Genomic DNA, 20508 nt, shown 5'->3' with positions numbered 1-20508 from the left:
GAAAAACCATAACTGTAATTACATACAGTATAAACTGGTTTTTTATACAGTAAAGAGGTTGGCGTTAAATTAAAATAATTTTTTTGACCAGCCTAGTTTAGTGCTTAATGTATTGAAATAGCTGTAATCTTTTGGGTGTATCAGGTTCAGATGATAATCACAGCGGCGAATTAATACGTCTTCACCTTCCTGTATAGGCAGGGCGATCTGGCTGTCGCAACTGATTTCCAGATCGTTTCGGCGATGAGAGAAGCGCAGGCGAATGGTGCTGCTACTGTTGATCACCAGCGGTCGTGCGGAAAGCGTATGCGGGAACATCGGGACCAGCGTAATAGCATCCAGTGAAGGCGTCAGGATCGGACCTCCGGCAGAGAGCGAGTAGGCGGTAGAGCCGGTCGGTGTGGAAATAATCAAGCCGTCCGAACGCTGGGAGAAGGCAAAAATTTCATCGATATAGACTTCAAATTCAATCATGTGCGCCACTTTTCCGGGGTGCAACACAACTTCATTGATCGCAGTGCTAATGCGCTTTTGGCAATCCTGTTGGCACACTTGGGCTTCAAGTAAAAAGCGCTTTTCGCTGATGTAGTGGCCTTCCAGCACGTCAGCTAACTGTTGGTGGGCATTGTCTGGGTCAAGGTCGGTCAGAAAACCAAGATTACCGCGGTTAATGCCAATAACCTTGATGTCATAACGTGCCAGGGTGCGTGCGGCGCCCAGCATATTGCCGTCGCCGCCGACTACTACGGCGAGGTCTGCCTGCTGGCCAATCTCTGCAAGCGTACCGGTTTTCACATTTTTCAGCTGCAGCTCGTGGGCGATTTGTTGCTCAACGATAACCTCATAACCTTTGGCGCACAGCCAACGGTAGAGCATTTCATGTGTGGTCAGTGCAGTGGGGTGACGTGGATGCCCCACAATGCCAATACACTTGAAATGTTTGTTCATTTTCTCGAGGTCCTTGTAACGAAGATTAGTGACAATGTGAGTACTTCCCTTGAATCCCTGAATCTGATCCCCATAATAAGCCAAGTTAGCGAGATGAATGCGAAAAAAACGCGGAGAAATTCATGAGTAGTAAAGAACAGAAAACGCCTGAGGGGCAAGCCCCGGAAGAAATTATCATGGATCAGCACGAAGAAGTTGAGGCGGTTGAACCAGACGCTTCTGCTGAGCAGGTGGATCCGCGCGATGAAAAAATTGCGAATCTGGAAGCTCAGCTTGCTGAAGCCGAAACGCGCGAGCGCGACAGCGTGTTGCGTATCAAAGCGGAAATGGAAAACCTGCGTCGTCGTACCGAACTGGACGTAGAAAAAGCGCATAAGTTTGCACTGGAAAAATTCGTCAACGAACTGCTGCCGGTGCTGGATAGCCTGGACCGTGCGCTGGAAGTTGCGGACAAAGACAATGACGCTATGGCGGCTATGGTCGAAGGTATTGAGCTGACTCGTAAGTCAATGCTGGATGTTGTGGCGAAGTTCGGCGTACAGGTAGTTGCGGATATCGACGTGCCGATGGACCCGAACGTGCACCAGGCGATTGCAATGGTAGAGTCTGACGACGTTGCTGCCGGTAATGTGCTGATGGTTATGCAGAAAGGCTATACCCTGAACGGACGTACCATCCGTGCGGCGATGGTCTCTGTGGCGAAAGCCAAAGGCTAATCAGCCTCAGACCGGGTAATGCTGATGCGCTACCCGGTCTGGATTACTCTCACTGGTCCGATACGCTTTCCCGCAGCGGTTTGACGGGCAACACCTGCACCTGTTTAATCATATTATCCTGCACGTCGAGAATATCGATATCGTACTGCCCAATACGCACACGTGTGCCAGCAACCGGGATCTCTTCCAGCGCTTCAAGAATAATACCGTTCACGGTACGAGCGTCATCTTCCGGCAGGTGCCAGTTAAACGCCTTATTGATTTCACGAACGTTGGCGCTACCGTCAATGATCACCGAACCGTCATTCTGCGGCGTGACTTCTTCGGCAAGCGTCGGTGACATTGAGGTCGTGAAGTCACCAACAATCTCTTCCAGAATATCCTCGACCGTAACCAGTCCTTGAATATCGCCATATTCATTAACGACCAGGCCCACTTTCTTCTTATTGCGCTGAAATTTAATGAGCTGGGTGCTGAGTGGTGTGCCTTCCGGAACGTAATAAATTTCGTCGGCGGCGCGTAACATGGTCTCTTTGGTGAACTCTTTTTTCTCGGCCATCAATCGCCAGGCTTCACGTACGCGCAGCATACTGATGGCATCGTCGAGCGAGTCGCGATACAGCACAATACGACCGTGCGGGGAGTGCGAAAGCTGACGCACGATTGATTTCCAGTCATCGTTAATATCAATGCCGATGATTTCATTACGCGGGATCATGATGTCATCGACGCTGACTTTTTCCAGGTCCAGCACTGACAGCAGCATATCCTGGTTACGGCGTGAGATTTGCGAGCGCGATTCATTCACCAGCGTTCGCAGTTCATCTTTACTCAGCGAACCGCTCACTACGATATCCGTTTTGATGCCCATCATGCGCATCAGAAGCCGCGTAATGGTGTTGAGTAGCCATACTAACGGCATCATCAGAATCTGCAGCGGAGCCAGCAGGACGCTGCTCGGATAGGCAACTTTTTCCGGATATAGCGCGGCAATCGTCTTTGGCAGCACTTCGGCAAAAACCAGCACCACAAACGTCAGTACCCCGGTGGCAATGGCGACGCCAGCATCGCCATACAGGCGCATACCGACAATGGTGCCGAGTGCGGAGGCCAGAATATTCACCAGATTATTACCGATGAGCACCAGGCTTATCAGGCGATCCGGCTTGCGAAGTAACTTTTCAACGCGTTTTGCCTGGCGATTTCCCTGTTTGGCCCGATGGCGTAGGCGGTAGCGATTCAGGGTCATCATTCCGGTTTCAGAACCGGAAAAATAGGCGGAAATGACCACCATGATGAGGAGCGTGATAATGAGCGTGGTGGTGGAGATGTGTTCCACGTAGGGTTCCTTAAAGATTTAACTCACGAACTGCTGCAGGATACGGCTGCCGAAATAGGCCAGCGTCAGAATGCCAGCGCCTGCGACGTTAAACCATACGACGCGACGTCCGCGCCAACCTTCATGGTAATGTCCCCACAACAGAACGATATAGACAAACCATGCCACGATAGAGAGAACGGCTTTATCAATGTTCTCGGTACTGAACAGGTTATGCATGTAAAACAGGCCAGTGCACAGGGTGAGCGTCAGCAGAACCACGCCAATTTGGGTGATATGAAACATCTTCCGCTCAATACTCATCAGTGGCGGCATCTCATTGCTGAAGGCCAGTTTTTTGTTTTTCAGTTGGTAATCGATCCATGCCAACTGTAGCGCGTAGAGCGCGGCGATAATCAGCGTGGCGTAAGCGAACAGTGATAGCCCGATGTGAATCATCATGCCTGGCGTAGCTTCGAGATGGGTGATGAACTCGTTAGGCATAAATGTGGCGAAGGCCAGGTTTATCAGCGCAAAGGCGTAGACAATGGGCAGCAATAGCCAGCCACGATTGCGGGAAGCGACGATAGTCATTACCGTACAGATCATCAGGCTTACCAGCGAGCCGACGTTCAACAGACTCAGGTTTTGTCCGCTTTCACCGCCGGGTAGGATACGCGCTTCCAGGGCGATAGCATGGCTTACCAGCGCAACGACCGCAGAGAGAATAGCCATACGCCGCCAGCCGCTGTTTTTTTGCAGCAGAGCGGGAATAATCAGCGCGAGGCTGACTGAGTAGGCGACAAGGGCGAGCAGAGCAAAAACGGGCATATAGGTGTCGACAGTTGGCCAGTGATAAAGAAAAGCAGTATAGCGTTACGTGACCGCTGCTCCAACCGTTGCATAACAACAAAGGCGGCTTCATGTTATACTGCGACAAATTTCTGTTGATGTGTCGCTGTCGCGACCGACCGTTTCCACCCCAGGCGAGAGACAATGTTTGATAATTTAACCGATCGTTTGTCGCGCACGCTGCGCAATATCAGTGGCCGTGGACGCCTTACTGAAGACAACGTTAAAGAGACGCTGCGCGAAGTGCGCATGGCGCTGCTGGAGGCTGACGTAGCGCTGCCGGTAGTGCGTGAGTTTATCAATCGCGTAAAAGAGAAAGCGGTTGGTCATGAAGTTAACAAAAGCCTGACGCCGGGTCAGGAGTTCGTCAAGATTGTCCGTAACGAACTGGTTGCGGCAATGGGCGAAGAAAACCAGACCCTGAATCTGGCTGCACAGCCGCCAGCCGTGGTGCTGATGGCGGGCCTGCAGGGTGCGGGTAAAACGACCAGCGTCGGTAAGTTGGGTAAATTCCTGCGCGAGAAGCACAAGAAGAAAGTGCTGGTGGTCTCCGCGGACGTTTATCGCCCGGCGGCGATCAAACAGCTGGAAACGCTGGCCGAGCAGGTCGGTGTCGATTTCTTCCCGTCGGATGTCGGCCAGAAGCCGGTCGATATCGTTAACGCCGCGCTGAAAGAAGCCAAACTCAAATTCTACGACGTGCTGCTGGTGGATACCGCCGGTCGTCTGCACGTTGACGAAGCGATGATGGACGAAATCAAACAGGTCCACGCTTCTATCAAGCCGGTAGAAACGCTGTTTGTGGTCGACGCCATGACCGGTCAAGATGCCGCGAATACCGCAAAAGCCTTTAACGAAGCGCTGCCGTTAACCGGCGTAGTGCTGACAAAAGTTGATGGTGATGCCCGTGGCGGTGCGGCGCTCTCTATTCGTCATATTACCGGTAAGCCGATTAAATTCCTCGGCGTCGGCGAGAAAACCGAAGCACTGGAGCCGTTCCATCCGGACAGGATTGCTTCGCGCATTCTCGGCATGGGCGACGTGCTGTCGCTGATCGAAGATATCGAAAGCAAGGTTGACCGCGCACAGGCAGAAAAATTAGCCAGCAAGCTGAAAAAAGGCGATGGCTTCGATCTCAACGATTTCCTTGAACAGCTTAACCAGATGAAAAACATGGGCGGTATGGCAAGCCTGATGGGCAAGCTGCCGGGCATGGGTCAGATCCCTGACAATGTGAAATCGCAGATGGACGATAAAGTGCTGGTGCGTATGGAAGCCATCATCAACTCGATGACGATGAAAGAACGCGCTAAGCCGGAAATTATCAAAGGTTCCCGTAAACGCCGTATCGCTGCCGGTTGCGGTATGCAGGTACAGGACGTAAACCGCCTTCTGAAACAGTTCGACGACATGCAGCGCATGATGAAGAAAATGAAGAAGGGCGGAATGGCGAAGATGATGCGTGGTATGAAGGGGATGATGCCCCCAGGATTCCCAGGCCGCTAATCGGCCTGGCTTGTTTGCCATTTCGGCACCGGGGTGTGCTCGCCATCCTCACGTACTGCGTGTACGCTCCGGTGGCTGCGCGCACGCCGGCACCGAACTGATGGCACCGCCAACGGCCTTTTATAGCAGAGTTATCAACTGCTGATTGCATTTTCCCCAGAAATCAGTAAAATTTTCGGGCTTTTAATATGACACCCGGGCTCCGTTCCTCGATGGGGCCTGGGTGTTTTATTCACACAAGAGGATGTTATGGTTACTATTCGTTTAGCTCGTCACGGCGCTAAAAAGCGTCCGTTCTACCAGGTTGTTGTTACCGACAGCCGTAATGCACGCAACGGTCGCTTCATCGAGCGCGTTGGCTTCTTTAACCCAATCGCTAGCGAAAAAGAAGAAGGCACTCGCCTGGATCTGGATCGCATCGCTCACTGGGTTGGCCAGGGCGCGACTATTTCTGATCGCGTAGCTACGCTGATCAAAGCAGCAAACAAAGCAGCTTAATCTGTCACGGTGGTCATGATGAGCAAGCAACTCGCCGCACAGGCTCCTGTGGAACCCATCGTTTTGGGGAAAATGGGGTCTTCTTACGGTATCCGTGGTTGGCTCAGAGTGTTTTCTTCCACTGAAGACGCCGAAAGCATTTTTGACTATCAGCCCTGGTTTATCCAGAAGGCGGGTCAGTGGCAGCAAGTACAGCTGGAAAGCTGGAAGCACCACAATCAGGATCTGATCATCAAGCTGAAAGGCGTTGACGATCGTGATTCGGCGAATCTACTGACTAATTGCGAAATTGTCGTGGATTCCTCGCAGTTGCCAGCGCTGGAAGATGGTTCCTACTACTGGAAAGACCTTATGGGCTGCCAGGTAGTGACTACTGAAGGCTACGATCTCGGTAAAGTCGTCGATATGATGGAAACCGGTTCGAATGACGTCATCGTCATCAAGGCAAACCTGAAAGATGCGTTTGGTATCAAGGAACGTCTTGTGCCGTTCCTCGATGGGCAGGTTATCAAGAAAGTCGATCTCGCTACTCGTACTATCGAAGTAGATTGGGATCCTGGTTTTTAAACCACCGGATAAACGGTAAAAGTCGGCGTTATGGGGATTGGCTTGTGTTTATAGGTATCGTTAGCCTGTTTCCAGAAATGTTCCGCGCAATTACCGATTACGGGGTAACTGGCCGGGCAGTAAAAAATGGCCTGCTGAACATCCAGAGTTGGAGTCCTCGTGACTTTACTCATGACCGGCACCGTACCGTGGACGATCGTCCTTACGGCGGCGGACCGGGGATGTTAATGATGGTGCAACCTTTACGGGACGCCATTCATGCAGCAAAAGCTGCGGCTGGTGAAGGCGCAAAGGTGATTTATCTGTCACCTCAGGGACGCAAGCTTGATCAAGCGGGCGTTAGCGAACTGGCCACGAATCAAAAGCTGATTCTGGTATGTGGTCGCTATGAAGGAATAGATGAGCGCGTGATTCAAACCGAAATTGACGAAGAATGGTCAATCGGCGATTACGTACTCAGCGGTGGTGAGTTACCAGCAATGACGCTGATCGACTCCGTGTCCCGGTTTATTCCGGGGGTACTGGGTCATGAAGCTTCGGCAATCGAAGATTCGTTTGCTGATGGGTTGCTGGATTGCCCGCACTATACCCGACCTGAAGTGTTAGAGCAGATGGAAGTACCGGCGGTGTTACTGTCGGGGAACCACGCTGAGATACGTCGCTGGCGTTTGAAGCAGTCGCTGGGCCGGACCTGGCTTAGAAGACCTGAACTTCTGGAAAACCTGGCTCTGACTGAAGAGCAAGCAAGGTTGCTGGCGGAGTTCAAAAAGGAACACGCACAACAGCAACATAAACATGATGGGCAGGCGTAAGCCCCCAATATCAGTTTACCCAGGATAAGAGATTAAATTATGAGCAACATTATTAAGCAACTTGAACAAGAACAGATGAAGCAGGACGTACCTTCCTTCCGTCCGGGTGATACCGTGGAAGTGAAAGTATGGGTTGTTGAAGGTTCCAAAAAACGTCTGCAGGCATTCGAGGGCGTGGTTATCGCTATTCGTAACCGCGGTCTGCACTCTGCATTCACTGTTCGTAAAATTTCCAACGGCGAAGGCGTTGAGCGTGTCTTCCAGACTCACTCTCCGGTAGTTGACAGCATTGCTGTTAAACGTCGTGGTGCTGTTCGTAAAGCTAAACTGTACTACCTGCGTGAGCGCACTGGTAAGTCTGCTCGTATCAAAGAGCGTCTTAACTAAGATTCGCGCAAGCGACATCCTGTTAGAAAAGGGCTGGCCGAAAGGCTGGCCCTTTTTTTATCCCGACGTTTACTCTTTTGTTCTTTATGGCAATGGAAGGACTGCGCGGCGCGCAGCCAGTTGGGGGACGATTATGGTGTCGTGATCACGACCGCCACGCGGCGGTTTTCAGCGCGACCTTTTGATGTCTGGTTGCTGGCAATGGGATATTTCTTCCCGAGTCCCTGAGTCGTCAGGTTGCTGCGGGGTATATTAGCGCCCTGAGCCCAGGCATCGGCAACGACATTAGCTCGTTTGAGTGACAGAGCTTCGTTATAGCTGTCTTCACCGTAGTTATCAGTATGACCATCCAGGCGAGCATGATTTAGCCCGGTAGCTGCCAGTTTGGATGCCATTTCCTTGATCTGTTTTTCACTTTCAGGACGGAGTTTATAGTCATTTTTGTCAAACAGGATGGTGTCAGACAGGCCGAGAGACCAGTCTCCTGATGCTTCAGTAAATCCGTATGATTTCATGGCTGCAATTTGCTCTGGGGTAAATTTTCCCTGAGGTGCCTGACAGCCAGCCAGAATCAGTAAAAGCAGAAGAAACGGGGATAATAAACGTTTTAGCATGTGTGTAATTCCTTATTTTTTAATAATGCGTTCAGAACGCAAATGTTTAGCCTGATACATATTTTGATCGGCAAGTTCTTGTAATTTTTCGGCAGAGGCATGTTCCCACGTCAGCGCAAACCCAATGCTGAGCGTCATGCTTGCCAGATGACCATTATGCAGGTCAAAAGGTCGGTTAAACTCTTGTGACAGTGCCGCGCAGATCCGCTGAACCTCATATTCAGAATGAACGCTATACAGCACCATGGCGAACTCATCGCCGCCAAGTCTGTATGGGTAATGGCGACTCCCCCCAAACTCGGATAACCTTTTTGCGACTTCAATCAGGACCCGATCCCCCGCTGCGTGGCCCCAGGTATCATTAATAAATTTAAAATTGTCGCCATCAAGGAATAACAATGCCGAGCTGCTGTGGGCGGCATCATCATTCATTAGGGCATTTATGCTGCTGCGAAATGCGGCGCGATTTGCCAGACCCGTCAGAGGATCATGTAGTGCAGTACGCAAAAGCTGAGCGTTTTTTGCCTGCAGTTTAAGTTGCCACTCCTCCATCTCGTCCAGCAGACTATTAAAGTCCAGGGCAAAGAGATGAAACTCTTCAATGCGTTCCTCTGATACGCGCCGTGAAAAGTTACGGTTGGTACGAACATCATGTACCACCTCGGTAATGTTTTGCAGTGCATCCACAACGCCATTGTGTAAATAGCGAGTGAGCATTAATGCAATACCGGATGCCAACAGAATGCACCCGGTAAGGACGGCCAGCGACAAATAGATGAAATGACTAATAACGCTATCGCGCGCAGTCAATCGTACTTCGCCGATGACGTTGCCATTGTGCAAAATCGGCTGAGTGACCGGTTGTGGGAACAGCCAGTGGCTGATCATCCCGCTAATCTTTTCAGTGGTATCCTGCGCGTTATAGCGCCAGGTGGCGATCACCTTCTGGTTTTTATTACGAACTTCTGCAACGGAAAATTGCCCCTGCTGACCCAGTGCCGCCAGCGTTTCAGTTGCTGCAACACTATCAGAAAAGACTAATGCAGCTTCGAGCGTACGGGTCATGGTAGCGGCAGTCAGATCCAGATTCTTTTGCGCATACTGTCTTAATGCCAGCACGGAAGAAATGCTGAGCAGCAGCCAGATCAGCATCATGGTTACCAGAACGCTGATTATGCTGATACGCCGTAATGTTCGCTTAAACGTCGGGCGTGCTATGGGAGAATGGCCCTTATCCATGCTTATTATTCCGTGCAAGCATCAATACGTCTGGACTGACCCTTACGCCGCTGCGTGAAAGGGAATCCATATTTACGGAAAATCTCACATCTTCGTCTTTAATTATGAGGCAAAAGGCGCTGCCAATAACGCATTCGGGGTTCTGTTCAGCAATTAATAACAATGCCTTAGTTGGATATTTATTCTTTAACTCCACCTGATAAGTAGGGGATTCTTTTCCAAAATAAAAACCGTCACACTGCGAAACTAATATTTCTTGTTCCGTACGGATGATGACGGGAAGATAGGGTAATGCGCCTGCACTGGTATCTTTCAGGACACTGGAAAAACGCGATGAAGAGAAAATACACAGTTTTGGGGGCCCGGAAAGTGCAGGCCAGCGTGTATAACTGACGATGCCGGAAACCATAGCGCGTACCGATTTTGCTTCTTCCGTAACGCTTTGGGCATACAGCGGTAATCCGGTCAGGAGCAGTGCCAGTAGAAGTATGAGTCGGTAAGAATAGCTCATGAATAGTTACCTACCAGCGTTTGCTGTAAAACGTCGAAATACATTCAAGATTGTTTGCAACAAAATAACATTATTTTCCTAAGCCGTCATTATTCCTGGGATAATGCTATTGGTGATTTAAGTTAAATCTTAATGGTTTATAAAATATAAACCATTGTTTAATTTAACCTTATCGAGGCAGCGCCCTCGTTTGCCCCTTGCTGCCAGGCGCTGTGTAACTGGTCAACATTTTCGACAGTATCGCAACTGGGCGGAAAAGTTTTCCCGGTCAGGCCTCTGGCATAAACAAAATCCTGCTGGCAGGTTTTACGTTGCCCCTCGGCGTAACCCTTAAGGTATTCCGTACGATCGACGTCGGGGTCATTGTAGTTGTCGGCAAGCGTTTCATTATCTTTAACGGCATAACCCGAAATGGCATCTTGTATCCCGGCGTCGTACCAGTCGGTACCAGTCCAGGTAGGGGCATGGGTGTAGGGGTCTATCTGACATCCGCTAAGAAGTAATAGAAACAAGATGCTGATGAGTTGCTTCATTGCCTGTGCTCCTTCGTTTTTTTAAGCATAGTGGATCTGAAAACTTGGTGGTGTAAATTTAAATGTACACTCATAAGGGCTGTTTTTGCCTTAAAATAACACCATGTAAATTAAAATTTACGGATTGTGGATTGAAATCTTTACCTGTTGTGATATCGTTATTTCCTCCTCGCTGAGGATCAACTATCGCAAACGAGCTAAACAGGATCACCATCATGCAAAAAGACGCGCTGAACAACGTACATATTACCGACGAACAGGTTCTGATGACTCCGGAGCAGCTGAAAGCTGAATTTCCGCTGAGCCAGGAGCAAGAGGCGCAAATCGCCCAGTCGCGTAAAACCATCTCAGATATTATCTCCGGTCGCGATCCGCGCCTGCTGGTCGTATGTGGCCCATGCTCCATTCACGATCCTGAAATGGCGATTGAGTATGCTCGTCGATTTAAAGCCCTTGCCGCAGAGGTCAGCGATAGCCTCTACCTGGTGATGCGCGTCTATTTTGAAAAACCCCGTACCACTGTCGGCTGGAAAGGGTTAATTAACGATCCTCATATGGATGGCTCTTTTGATGTTGAAGCAGGTCTGAAAATTGCGCGTCAGCTGCTGCTTGAACTGGTAAATATGGGACTGCCGCTGGCAACTGAAGCGCTGGATCCAAATAGCCCGCAATACCTGGGCGATCTGTTTAGCTGGTCCGCAATCGGTGCCCGTACTACGGAATCGCAGACTCACCGTGAAATGGCTTCCGGTCTTTCGATGCCGGTTGGCTTTAAGAATGGTACCGACGGTAGCCTGGCGACCGCCATTAACGCCATGCGCGCGGCCGCGCAGTCGCACCGCTTTGTCGGTATTAACCAGGCCGGGCAGGTTGCACTGCTGCAAACACAGGGGAATCCGGACGGTCACGTGATCTTGCGCGGAGGTAAAGCGCCGAACTACAGCCCGGCAGATGTCGCCCAGTGCGAAAAAGAGATGGAGCAGGCGGGACTACGACCTTCTCTGATGGTAGATTGCAGTCATGGTAATTCCAATAAAGATTACCGCCGTCAGCCTGCCGTGGCTGAATCCGTGATTGCACAAATCAAAGATGGCAATCGCTCAATCATTGGCTTGATGATTGAAAGTAATATTCACGAAGGCAACCAGTCTTCCGAACAGCCGCGCAGCGAAATGAAATACGGCGTATCCGTAACTGACGCCTGCATTAGTTGGGAAATGACGGATGCGCTGCTGCGTGAAATTAGCCAGGATTTAAGCGGCCAGCTGTCGGCGCGTGTAGCATAAGAGGTTGGTTATGGTTGCTGAATTGACCGCATTACGCGATCAAATTGATGAAGTCGACAAGGCGCTGCTGGATTTACTGGCACGCCGCCTGGAGCTGGTTGCCGAAGTAGGTGAAGTAAAAAGCCGCTTTGGGCTGCCGATCTACGTGCCGGAACGGGAAGCCTCTATGCTGGCCTCTCGCCGGGCGGAAGCTGAAGCCCTGGGTGTGCCGCCGGACCTGATTGAAGATGTGCTACGCCGCGTTATGCGTGAGTCCTACTCCAGTGAGAACGACAAAGGGTTTAAAACGCTTTGTCCTTCTCTGCGGCCGGTGGTGATTGTCGGCGGCGGCGGTCAGATGGGGCGTCTGTTTGAAAAAATGCTCACCCTGTCAGGTTACCAGGTGCGGATCCTGGAACAGCAGGACTGGGATCGCGCGCCGGAGATCGTCTCTGATGCCGGCATGGTGATCGTCAGCGTGCCGATCCACGTCACCGAGGAGGTGATCGCCAAACTACCGCGTCTGCCGTCTGACTGCATCCTGGTGGATCTGGCTTCGGTGAAAAATGGTCCTTTACAGGCGATGCTGGCTGCACATGATGGCCCGGTGGTGGGGTTACACCCAATGTTTGGTCCGGACAGCGGCAGTCTGGCCAAGCAGGTCGTCGTTTGGTGTGACGGACGTCAGCCGGAAGCTTATCAGTGGTTTCTGGAACAGATTCAGGTATGGGGTGCGCGACTGCATCGGATCAGCGCCGTTGAACATGACCAGAACATGGCGTTTATTCAGGCACTGCGTCACTTTGCGACCTTTGCTTACGGTCTGCATTTAGCGGAAGAGAACGTTCAACTGGAGCAGCTGCTGGCGCTCTCTTCGCCGATTTACCGCCTTGAACTGGCGATGGTTGGCCGTCTGTTTGCCCAGGATCCGCAGCTCTATGCCGATATTATTATGTCGTCTGAGAGCAACCTTGCGCTGATTAAACGCTACTACCAACGTTTTGGCGAGGCGATCGGTTTGCTGGAGCAGGGAGATAAGCAAGCGTTTATTGACAGCTTCCGTAAGGTGGAGCACTGGTTTGGCGATTATGCGAAACGCTTCCAGAGTGAAAGCCGTACTTTGTTACGTCAGGCGAATGACAGCCGTCCTTAATTAAGATGCCGGATGGCGGCTTCGCCTTATCCGGCCTTCAAAAATCGTATGAACCGTAGGCCGGATAAGCGTAGCGCCATCCGGCATTGCCAAACGTTAGCTCGGATCGACTGGCACCACGTTCTCACTTGGATAGCATCCCAGTACTTTCATCGAACGCGTAATCTCACCCAGCTCTTTCAATGCTTTTTGCATCTGGGGCGATTCCAGGTTGGCCTGGATATCAAGATAAAACATCTCTTCCCACGGATTGCCGTGAATCGGGCGTGACTCCAGTTTAGTCATAATCAGATTATGGTTACGCAGCACCAGCAGCGCCTCAACCAGCGCACCGGCTTGTTGCCCCGTCGCCATCAACAGGGTTGTTTTTGCCGGAACCTGATCGGAAACATTGATTGCTTTGCGTGCCAACACCACGAAGCGGGTGATGTTTTGCGACTGGTTAGCCTCAATATGCTCGAGAACCTGCAATCCATACAGTACGCCTCCGGCTTCGCTCCCCAGGGCCGCCACGCGCGGTGAGTTAGCCTGCGCAACTTTTTCCATCGCCGCAGAGGTGCTTTCAGTGTACTCAATCTTCCAGTGCGGGTAGCGATTCAGGAACTTGCTGCACTGCTGGAACGGCTGCGGATGGCTATATACCGTTTCAATGGTCTCAAGATCCGTCGTGCCAGACACCAGTACACAGTGGTCTATCGTAATGGTCATCTCGCCAACGATAGACAGGCTGGTGTGCTGCAGCAGGTCGTAAACGTCGTTAATCCCACCTGAGCTGGTGTTTTCAATCGGTACCACAGCATAGTCAGCCTGTCCGGTTTCGACCTGATTAAAGATATCGGCAAATTTTGCGCAGCCGCTTTCAATAAATTGTTCAAAATGGCGAGCGGCGTACTGACGTGCGGCGAGATGGGAATATGACCCTTTTGGCCCAAGGAAGGCCACGCGCGCGGAGTGTGGGTTAATTTTGTTCAGGTGCTGCTGGAGCAGAGCCTGTTGAGTCAGGACGGAATCTTCGATTATGAGCTGGAACAGGCGAGTAATGTAGTGAGCATCAAGATGATGTGTTTTGCCAAGCTGAATGAGTCGGTCCAAAAGGTCACGTTCACGATCGATATCACGAACCGGACGATGCGAAAGCAGTTTGGCTTTACCAACTTCTACGGCCAGTCCACGTCGCTCAGCCAGCAGGGCCAGTAATTTTTCATCCAGCGTGCTGATCTTATCGCGCAGCGCCAGCAATGGGTTTTCCGATGTCATAGTGTTGCCTTTCTTGTTATCAATAAAAAAGGCCTCCCGTGTGGGGAGGCCTTATTGTTCGTCTTCGCATTCTTTATCACACGACGAAACGCCTCCCATTCAGGGGAAGGTAAAAAAGAATGCGAAGAAGAACGGGACAAGTTTCATGTAATTTTCCTTTGGCTACGTCAGTAAAGTACCCGTACTGTTTTCACCCTGTCAACAAAAAACGCGCCCGAAGGCGCGTTGGCGATACACTCAATGTAAGGGACTACTCTTCTTCTGCTTCGACGAAGTTGGCGTCTTTGACTGAAGTTGTTGCACGACGGGCTTCGCCTTTGTGCTGCACTTTATTGAGCTGCCGTTCCAGCTTGTTGATCAAATCGTTAATTGCGGTGTACATATCCTCGTGTTTTGCGCTGGCGACCAGATGTCCGTTCGGTGTATTGATGGTGGCATCAGCAATGAAACCCTGTGGCTCCTTAGACAGAATGATATGTGGATTAATCAGATGAGTTTGCCATTTTTCTAGTTTGGCGAGACGGTCTGCGACATGCTGGCGAATTGCCGGAGTAATTTCCATTTGTTTACTGGTAATGTTCATTGTCATAAATTTTACCTCTTGTCTTTCCCGTCTTGGTGATTCCAGCATACCGTTCCTAATGTCAAAATGTGTGATCTAAATCACATTATTTTGTCGCTTTTTGTCAAGAAAACCTTTTTGTGAGGCACCGCAGGAACAGGCGATTTTTTACTTGAGGAATACCTGAAAGCAGGCCATATTTGATGGGATGCGTTGGAGCTAAATCGCTTCAGTTGTGGCGTTAACGGATAAAAAAACGGCAGCCCTTGGGCTGCCGTTTTGCATTCTGAGGCAAATCAGGTATTGCTGTTGTTGGCGGCAATGATTTTCGCGACTTTTTCAGCCTGCGCATTCATCTGCATCTGGCGATAAGCGTTTTCCATCAACGGCAGGGCATTACGTGTTGCCTGGGTATCCGGGTAGTCGCGCAGCATGCCTTCCACACGGTTTACCACGGCAACCCATGCGCCGCGGGCAGTGTAGTATTCTGCAACGGAGTATTCATACTTCGCCAGGCGGTCTTTCAGGAACACCAGACGTTTGGTGGCGTCAGTGGTGTACTGGCTATTCGGATACCCACGCACCAGTTTGGAAAAGTCATTAAACGCAGCTCGGGCATGTTGCGGATCGCGATCGCTACGATCAACACCAAAGAATCCTTGCAGTGCGCTATCATCCAACGCCATATTGGTCAGGCCACGCATATACATGACATAATCAATGTTAGGGTGTGTCGGGTTAAGACGGATAAAACGATCGATGGCAGCCTGAGCAAGTGGCAGATCGGCGTTTTTGTAGTAGGCGTAGATGAGATCTAATTGCACCTGCTGAGAATACGGTCCAAATGGATAACGGTTATCCAACGCTTCCAATTGCGTTATTGCCTGTTTCCAGTTACCGTCCTGCAGCTTTTGCTGAGCAGTCGCGTAGATTTCATTTGGCGGATTATCGGGCACCTCTTCCTTTGAACCAGAGCAACCCGCCAAAAACAGGCTCAACGTGGCTGCTGCCACCAGATATTTCATGCGCGTCATGACGTTTTGACTTTCCTCAAAATGTAATACGGGAGATTCTCTGTTCCTGCTCCCGGTTAAGACCAGCTACAATAGCACACTATATTAAACGGCAAAGCCGTAAAACCCAACGTTAAACGAAGAAGCAGTTTATGGCACAACGAGTAGAACTCACCGCAACAGTCTCCGAAAATCAGCTCGGTCAACGCTTAGATCAGGCTTTGGCCGAATTGTTCCCTGATTATTCGCGATCGCGCATAAAAGAATGGATCCTCGACCAGCGCGTACTGGTAAATGACCAACTTTGCGATAAACCGAAAGAAAAAGTGCTGGGTGGAGAGCGTGTCTCCATCAATGCAGAAATTGATGAAGAGGTTCGTTTTGAACCTCAGGATATCCCACTGGATATCGTTTATGAAGATGACGACATTCTTGTCATCAACAAACCCCGTGACCTTGTAGTGCATCCGGGCGCCGGGAATCCCGATGGTACGGTATTGAATGCGTTACTGCATTACTACCCGCCAATCGCGGATGTTCCTCGTGCAGGTATCGTGCACCGTCTGGATAAAGACACGACCGGATTAATGGTGGTGGCAAAAACGGTTCCGGCGCAAACACGTTTAGTGGAGTCGTTGCAGCTGCGCGAAATTACCCGTGAGTACGAAGCCGTGGCAATTGGTCACATGACTGCTGGCGGAACCGTTGAGGAACCGATTAGCCGTCACCCGACCAAGCGTACGCACATGGCGGTACACCCAATGGGGAAACCGGCGGTAACGCACTATCGCATTATGGAACACTTCCGTGTGCACACGCGTCTGCGGTTGCGTCTGGAAACCGGACGTACGCACCAGATCCGCGTGCACATGGCACATATCACTCATCCGCTGGTGGGCGATCAGGTTTACGGCGGTCGTCCACGTCCACCGAAAGGCGCTTCTGACGAATTTATCTCCGTACTGCGTAAGTTCGACCGTCAAGCGTTGCACGCGACCATGCTGCGTTTGTATCACCCGATTTCCGGTATCGAAATGGAATGGCATGCGCCGATCCCACAAGATATGGTGCAGTTGATTGAAGTGATGCGCGCTGATTTCGAAGAACATAAGGATGATATTGCCTGGCTATGAGTAAGCTAATTGTCCCGCAGTGGCCGATACCGCAAGGTGTCGCGGCGTGTAGTTCTACTCGTATTGGCGGAGTCAGTATGCCGCCTTACGATTCGCTGAATCTGGGCGCCCATTGCGGCGATAACCCGGAGCATGTTGAAGAGAACCGCAAACGACTGTTTGCTGCGGGCAATCTGCCGTCAAAGCCAGTCTGGCTGGAGCAGGTCCACGGTAAGGATGTCCTGAAACTGACCGGCGAGCCTTACGCCTGCAAACGCGCAGATGCGTCGTACAGCAACACGCCGGGTACCGTGTGTGCGGTGATGACCGCTGATTGTTTGCCGGTGTTGTTTTGCAATCGTGCCGGAACGGAAGTTGCTGCGGCCCATGCGGGTTGGCGCGGATTATGCGCCGGCGTGCTGGAAGAGACGGTGGCGTGTTTTGCCGACAAACCTGAAAACATTATTGCCTGGCTAGGCCCGGCGATAGGTCCAAACGCGTTTGAAGTTGGACCAGAAGTCCGCGAGGCGTTCATGACGAAAGATCCGCAAGCGGACCTTGCATTTGTACCGCGCAGCGATAAGTATCTGGCGGATATCTACCAGCTTGCGCGCCAGCGTCTGTCCAGTGTCGGGGTAGAGAACATCCACGGCGGCGACCGTTGCACCTTCAGCGAAAGTGAGACGTTCTTCTCTTATCGTCGCGACAATACCACGGGTCGTATGGCAAGTTTTATTTGGCTGATATAACCTAAAGAATCAAGACGATCCGGTACGTGTAATTTTCTTTTCACATAATTCAGGTCATTCACCTTGAATAATTGAGGGATGACCTCATTTAATCTCCAGTAGCAATTTTGACCTGTTATGGGAGGAGTTATGCGTCTGGATCGTCTTACTAATAAATTCCAGCTTGCTCTTGCCGATGCCCAGTCACTCGCATTGGGGCACGACAATCAATTCATCGAACCACTTCATCTAATGAGCGCCTTGCTGAATCAGGAAGGGGGATCGGTACGTCCTTTATTAACGTCTGCTGGCATTAATGCTGGCCAGTTACGTACAGCCATTGACCAGGCGTTGAGCCGTTTGCCACAGGTAGAAGGTACCGGTGGCGATGTGCAGCCTTCTCAGGAACTGGTGCGTGTACTGAATCTTTGCGACAAGCTGGCGCAAAAACGTGGGGACAACTTTATTTCGTCAGAACTGTTCGTTCTGGCGGCGCTTGAGTCACGCGGTACGCTGACCGACTTATTAAAATCAGCAGGCGCGACGACCGCCAATATCACTCAGGCAATTGAACAAATGCGTGGAGGTGAAAGCGTGAATGACCAGGGGGCTGAAGACCAACGTCAGGCCTTGAAAAAATATACCGTCGATCTGACCGAACGTGCCGAACAGGGCAAACTCGATCCGGTCATCGGCCGTGATGAAGAAATTCGCCGTACCATTCAGGTGCTGCAACGTCGTACTAAAAATAACCCGGTGTTAATCGGTGAACCCGGTGTCGGTAAAACCGCCATCGTTGAAGGGCTGGCCCAACGCATCATCAATGGTGAAGTGCCGGAAGGCTTAAAAGGCCGTCGTGTACTGGCGCTGGATATGGGCGCGCTGGTTGCTGGGGCCAAATATCGTGGTGAGTTCGAAGAACGTTTAAAAGGTGTGCTGAACGATCTCTCGAAACAGGAAGGCAACGTCATTCTGTTTATCGACGAATTGCATACCATGGTTGGGGCGGGTAAAGCCGATGGCGCAATGGACGCCGGGAACATGCTGAAACCAGCACTGGCTCGCGGGGAACTGCACTGCGTAGGCGCAACAACGCTTGATGAGTATCGCCAGTACATCGAAAAAGATGCGGCGCTGGAACGTCGTTTCCAGAAAGTGTTTGTGGCTGAACCTTCAGTGGAAGACACCATCGCAATCTTGCGTGGCCTGAAAGAACGTTATGAACTGCACCATCATGTGCAGATTACTGACCCGGCGATTGTTGCGGCAGCTACGCTGTCTCACCGCTATATTGCCGATCGTCAGTTGCCGGATAAAGCTATCGACCTTATTGACGAAGCGGCATCCAGCATTCGTATGCAGATTGACTCCAAGCCGGAGGAACTCGACAGACTCGACCGCCGTATTATCCAGCTCAAACTGGAACAGCAGGCATTAATGAAAGAGTCTGATGAGGCAAGTAAAAAACGTCTCGATATGCTCAACGAAGAGCTGGACGACAAAGAACGCCAGTATTCTGAGTTAGAGGAAGAGTGGAAAGCTGAAAAAGCTTCCCTCTCGGGAACGCAAACTATCAAGGCTGAGCTGGAGCAGGCAAAAATCGCCATCGAACAGGCGCGCCGCGTTGGCGACCTGGCGCGGATGTCTGAACTGCAGTACGGCAAAATTCCTGAACTGGAAAAACAGCTGGAAGCAGCCACCCAGTCTGAAGGCAAAACCATGCGTCTGCTGCGTAATAAAGTTACGGATGCAGAAATTGCTGAGGTGCTGGCGCGCTGGACCGGGATCCCAGTTGCTCGCATGCTGGAAGGCGAACGAGAAAAACTGTTGCGTATGGAGCAGGAGCTGCACAGCCGCGTGATTGGTCAGAACGAAGCGGTGGAAGCCGTTTCTAATGCCATCCGTCGTAGCCGAGCGGGCTTGTCCGATCCGAATCGTCCGATTGGTTCATTCCTGTTCCTTGGTCCAACCGGTGTCGGTAAAACCGAACTGTGCAAAGCGCTGGCAAACTTTATGTTCGACAGTGACGATGCAATGGTGCGTATCGATATGTCCGAGTTTATGGAGAAACACTCGGTGTCTCGTCTGGTCGGGGCACCTCCGGGATATGTCGGTTATGAAGAGGGGGGTTACCTGACGGAAGCAGTACGTCGTCGTCCGTACTCTGTCATCTTGTTGGATGAAGTGGAGAAAGCACACCCGGATGTGTTCAACATTCTGCTGCAGGTGCTTGACGATGGTCGTTTGACTGACGGACAGGGGAGAACGGTCGACTTCCGTAATACGGTTGTCATCATGACCTCGAACCTGGGGTCCGATCTGATCCAGGAACGCTTCGGCGAGTTGGATTACGGTCACATGAAAGATATGGTGCTGGGCGTCGTGAGCCACAACTTCCGCCCGGAATTCATCAACCGTATAGATGAGGTTGTTGTGTTCCATCCGCTGGGTGAGCAGCATATTGCTTCTATTGCTCAGATCCAGTTGCAGCGTCTGTACAAACGTCTGGAAGAGCGTGGCTATGAAATCCATATTTCTGACGAGGCGCTTAAACTGCTGAGCGCGAATGGTTACGATCCGGTGTATGGCGCGCGTCCATTGAAACGTGCTATCCAGCAGCAGATCGAAAACCCGCTGGCGCAGCAAATTCTGTCTGGTGAACTGATTCCGGGCAAAACGATTCGTCTGGAAGTGAATGACGATCGCATAGTGGCAGTGCAGTAAGTCACAAAACAACAATAAACGGGCCCTGCGGGGCTCGTTTTTGTATAAAATCCAGGCATAAATGAACGTATTGATTGAAAAGTAATCGCTTGATAAGTTTTTTATATTTTTAACTTGTCAGCCTGAAATAACTCCCTATAATGCGCCTCCACTGACACGGAACAACGGATTACAAGCCGCCGGGTCAGCGGGG

The 20508-nt window shown here is 51.0% G+C and carries 22 protein-coding genes and 1 other annotated feature; of the genes, 11 read left to right on the top strand and 11 right to left on the bottom strand.

Annotated elements, in window-relative coordinates:
* Window positions 1–69: 69 nt before the first annotated feature.
* On the bottom strand, window positions 70–948 hold the full coding sequence (gene nadK / locus OGX90_RS02180) for an NAD(+) kinase (RefSeq protein WP_003826406.1): 879 nt from the start codon (window positions 946–948) through the stop codon (window positions 70–72).
* A 122-nt stretch (window positions 949–1070) separates the two neighbouring features.
* On the opposite strand from nadK, the gene grpE reads away from it, so the two are divergent.
* On the top strand, window positions 1071–1664 hold the full coding sequence (gene grpE, locus OGX90_RS02175; protein WP_003826408.1) for a nucleotide exchange factor GrpE: 594 nt from the start codon (window positions 1071–1073) through the stop codon (window positions 1662–1664).
* 49 nt (window positions 1665–1713) lie between these two features.
* Here the strand turns inward: grpE and OGX90_RS02170 are convergent, their stop codons facing one another.
* Together OGX90_RS02170 and OGX90_RS02165 are read right to left on the bottom strand one after the other, a co-directional pair.
* A complete protein-coding gene (locus tag OGX90_RS02170) occupies window positions 1714–3003 on the bottom strand; it encodes an HlyC/CorC family transporter (RefSeq protein WP_008785520.1) in 1290 nt (429 codons plus the stop codon).
* An 18-nt stretch (window positions 3004–3021) separates the two neighbouring features.
* Complete coding sequence (locus tag OGX90_RS02165; RefSeq protein WP_003031224.1) at window positions 3022–3813, bottom strand: cytochrome C assembly family protein; 792 nt, start codon at window positions 3811–3813, stop codon at window positions 3022–3024.
* A gap of 165 nt (window positions 3814–3978) precedes the next feature.
* On the opposite strand from OGX90_RS02165, the gene ffh reads away from it, so the two are divergent.
* The 5 genes from ffh (at window position 3979) to rplS (ending at window position 7604) form a co-directional block, all read left to right on the top strand.
* Window positions 3979–5340 carry a signal recognition particle protein gene (ffh, locus tag OGX90_RS02160; protein WP_003031226.1) on the top strand — a complete coding sequence of 454 codons (1362 nt, stop codon included), beginning with the start codon at window positions 3979–3981 and terminating at the stop codon, window positions 5338–5340.
* Between the two features lie 249 nt (window positions 5341–5589).
* Complete coding sequence (gene rpsP / locus OGX90_RS02155) at window positions 5590–5838, top strand: 30S ribosomal protein S16 (RefSeq protein ID WP_003031228.1); 249 nt, start codon at window positions 5590–5592, stop codon at window positions 5836–5838.
* A gap of 18 nt (window positions 5839–5856) precedes the next feature.
* On the top strand, window positions 5857–6405 hold the full coding sequence (rimM, locus tag OGX90_RS02150; protein ID WP_003031230.1) for a ribosome maturation factor RimM: 549 nt from the start codon (window positions 5857–5859) through the stop codon (window positions 6403–6405).
* 44 nt (window positions 6406–6449) lie between these two features.
* On the top strand, window positions 6450–7217 hold the full coding sequence (gene trmD / locus OGX90_RS02145) for a tRNA (guanosine(37)-N1)-methyltransferase TrmD (protein ID WP_003031232.1): 768 nt from the start codon (window positions 6450–6452) through the stop codon (window positions 7215–7217).
* Window positions 7218–7256: 39 nt separating this feature from the next.
* Window positions 7257–7604: a 50S ribosomal protein L19 gene (gene rplS / locus OGX90_RS02140; RefSeq protein WP_002914145.1), complete on the top strand. Its 348-nt coding sequence runs from the start codon at window positions 7257–7259 to the stop codon at window positions 7602–7604.
* A gap of 131 nt (window positions 7605–7735) precedes the next feature.
* On the opposite strand, the gene OGX90_RS02135 is transcribed toward rplS, so the two are convergent.
* The 4 genes from OGX90_RS02135 to OGX90_RS02120 form a co-directional block, all read right to left on the bottom strand.
* Complete coding sequence (locus OGX90_RS02135) at window positions 7736–8218, bottom strand: OmpA family protein (RefSeq protein WP_032944605.1); 483 nt, start codon at window positions 8216–8218, stop codon at window positions 7736–7738.
* Window positions 8219–8230: 12 nt separating this feature from the next.
* Window positions 8231–9457 carry a diguanylate cyclase DgcN/YfiN gene (gene dgcN, locus OGX90_RS02130; protein WP_003826449.1) on the bottom strand — a complete coding sequence of 409 codons (1227 nt, stop codon included), beginning with the start codon at window positions 9455–9457 and terminating at the stop codon, window positions 8231–8233.
* Entirely contained in the window at window positions 9450–9968 is a 519-nt protein-coding gene (gene yfiR, locus OGX90_RS02125) for a regulatory sequestration protein YfiR (protein WP_003826451.1), read from the bottom strand. The genes dgcN and yfiR overlap by 8 nt, the downstream gene beginning before the upstream one ends.
* Window positions 9969–10126: 158 nt before the next feature.
* On the bottom strand, window positions 10127–10501 hold the full coding sequence (locus OGX90_RS02120) for a DUF2799 domain-containing protein (protein WP_008785516.1): 375 nt from the start codon (window positions 10499–10501) through the stop codon (window positions 10127–10129).
* 215 nt (window positions 10502–10716) lie between these two features.
* Here OGX90_RS02120 and aroF point away from each other — a divergent pair, with 215 nt between their 5' ends.
* Both aroF and tyrA read left to right on the top strand, forming a co-directional pair.
* On the top strand, window positions 10717–11787 hold the full coding sequence (aroF, locus tag OGX90_RS02115; protein ID WP_032944601.1) for a 3-deoxy-7-phosphoheptulonate synthase AroF: 1071 nt from the start codon (window positions 10717–10719) through the stop codon (window positions 11785–11787).
* 10 nt (window positions 11788–11797) lie between these two features.
* A complete protein-coding gene (tyrA, locus tag OGX90_RS02110) occupies window positions 11798–12919 on the top strand; it encodes a bifunctional chorismate mutase/prephenate dehydrogenase (protein WP_286623045.1) in 1122 nt (373 codons plus the stop codon).
* Window positions 12920–13015: 96 nt separating this feature from the next.
* Here the strand turns inward: tyrA and pheA are convergent, their stop codons facing one another.
* The 4 genes from pheA to bamD form a co-directional block, all read right to left on the bottom strand.
* Window positions 13016–14176 (bottom strand): bifunctional chorismate mutase/prephenate dehydratase, encoded by a 1161-nt coding sequence (gene pheA, locus OGX90_RS02105; RefSeq protein WP_048236504.1) that lies wholly within the window; start codon window positions 14174–14176, stop codon window positions 13016–13018.
* 22 nt (window positions 14177–14198) lie between these two features.
* Window positions 14199–14324, bottom strand: a sequence feature (Phe leader region).
* Window positions 14276–14323, bottom strand: a complete 48-nt coding sequence (pheL, locus tag OGX90_RS02100; RefSeq protein ID WP_100250063.1) for a pheA operon leader peptide PheL — start codon at window positions 14321–14323, stop codon at window positions 14276–14278. It overlaps the preceding feature by 48 nt.
* 102 nt (window positions 14325–14426) lie before the next feature.
* Window positions 14427–14765, bottom strand: a complete 339-nt coding sequence (raiA, locus tag OGX90_RS02095; RefSeq protein ID WP_003031244.1) for a ribosome-associated translation inhibitor RaiA — start codon at window positions 14763–14765, stop codon at window positions 14427–14429.
* A 269-nt stretch (window positions 14766–15034) separates the two neighbouring features.
* Entirely contained in the window at window positions 15035–15772 is a 738-nt protein-coding gene (gene bamD, locus OGX90_RS02090; protein WP_048236503.1) for an outer membrane protein assembly factor BamD, read from the bottom strand.
* A gap of 131 nt (window positions 15773–15903) precedes the next feature.
* Here bamD and rluD point away from each other — a divergent pair, with 131 nt between their 5' ends.
* The 3 genes from rluD (at window position 15904) to clpB (ending at window position 20315) form a co-directional block, all read left to right on the top strand.
* On the top strand, window positions 15904–16884 hold the full coding sequence (gene rluD, locus OGX90_RS02085) for a 23S rRNA pseudouridine(1911/1915/1917) synthase RluD (protein ID WP_003826464.1): 981 nt from the start codon (window positions 15904–15906) through the stop codon (window positions 16882–16884).
* Window positions 16881–17612: a purine nucleoside phosphorylase YfiH gene (gene yfiH / locus OGX90_RS02080; RefSeq protein ID WP_234691968.1), complete on the top strand. Its 732-nt coding sequence runs from the start codon at window positions 16881–16883 to the stop codon at window positions 17610–17612. Before rluD ends, yfiH begins: the two co-directional genes overlap by 4 nt.
* A gap of 129 nt (window positions 17613–17741) precedes the next feature.
* A complete protein-coding gene (gene clpB / locus OGX90_RS02075) occupies window positions 17742–20315 on the top strand; it encodes an ATP-dependent chaperone ClpB (RefSeq protein WP_020996274.1) in 2574 nt (857 codons plus the stop codon).
* Window positions 20316–20508: the final 193 nt, after the last annotated feature.

Source organism: Citrobacter sp. Cpo012, from assembly GCF_030333015.1.
GTDB classification, from domain to species: Bacteria; Pseudomonadota; Gammaproteobacteria; order Enterobacterales; family Enterobacteriaceae; genus Citrobacter; species Citrobacter portucalensis.
This window is presented reverse-complemented; position numbering and strand designations above follow the sequence as displayed.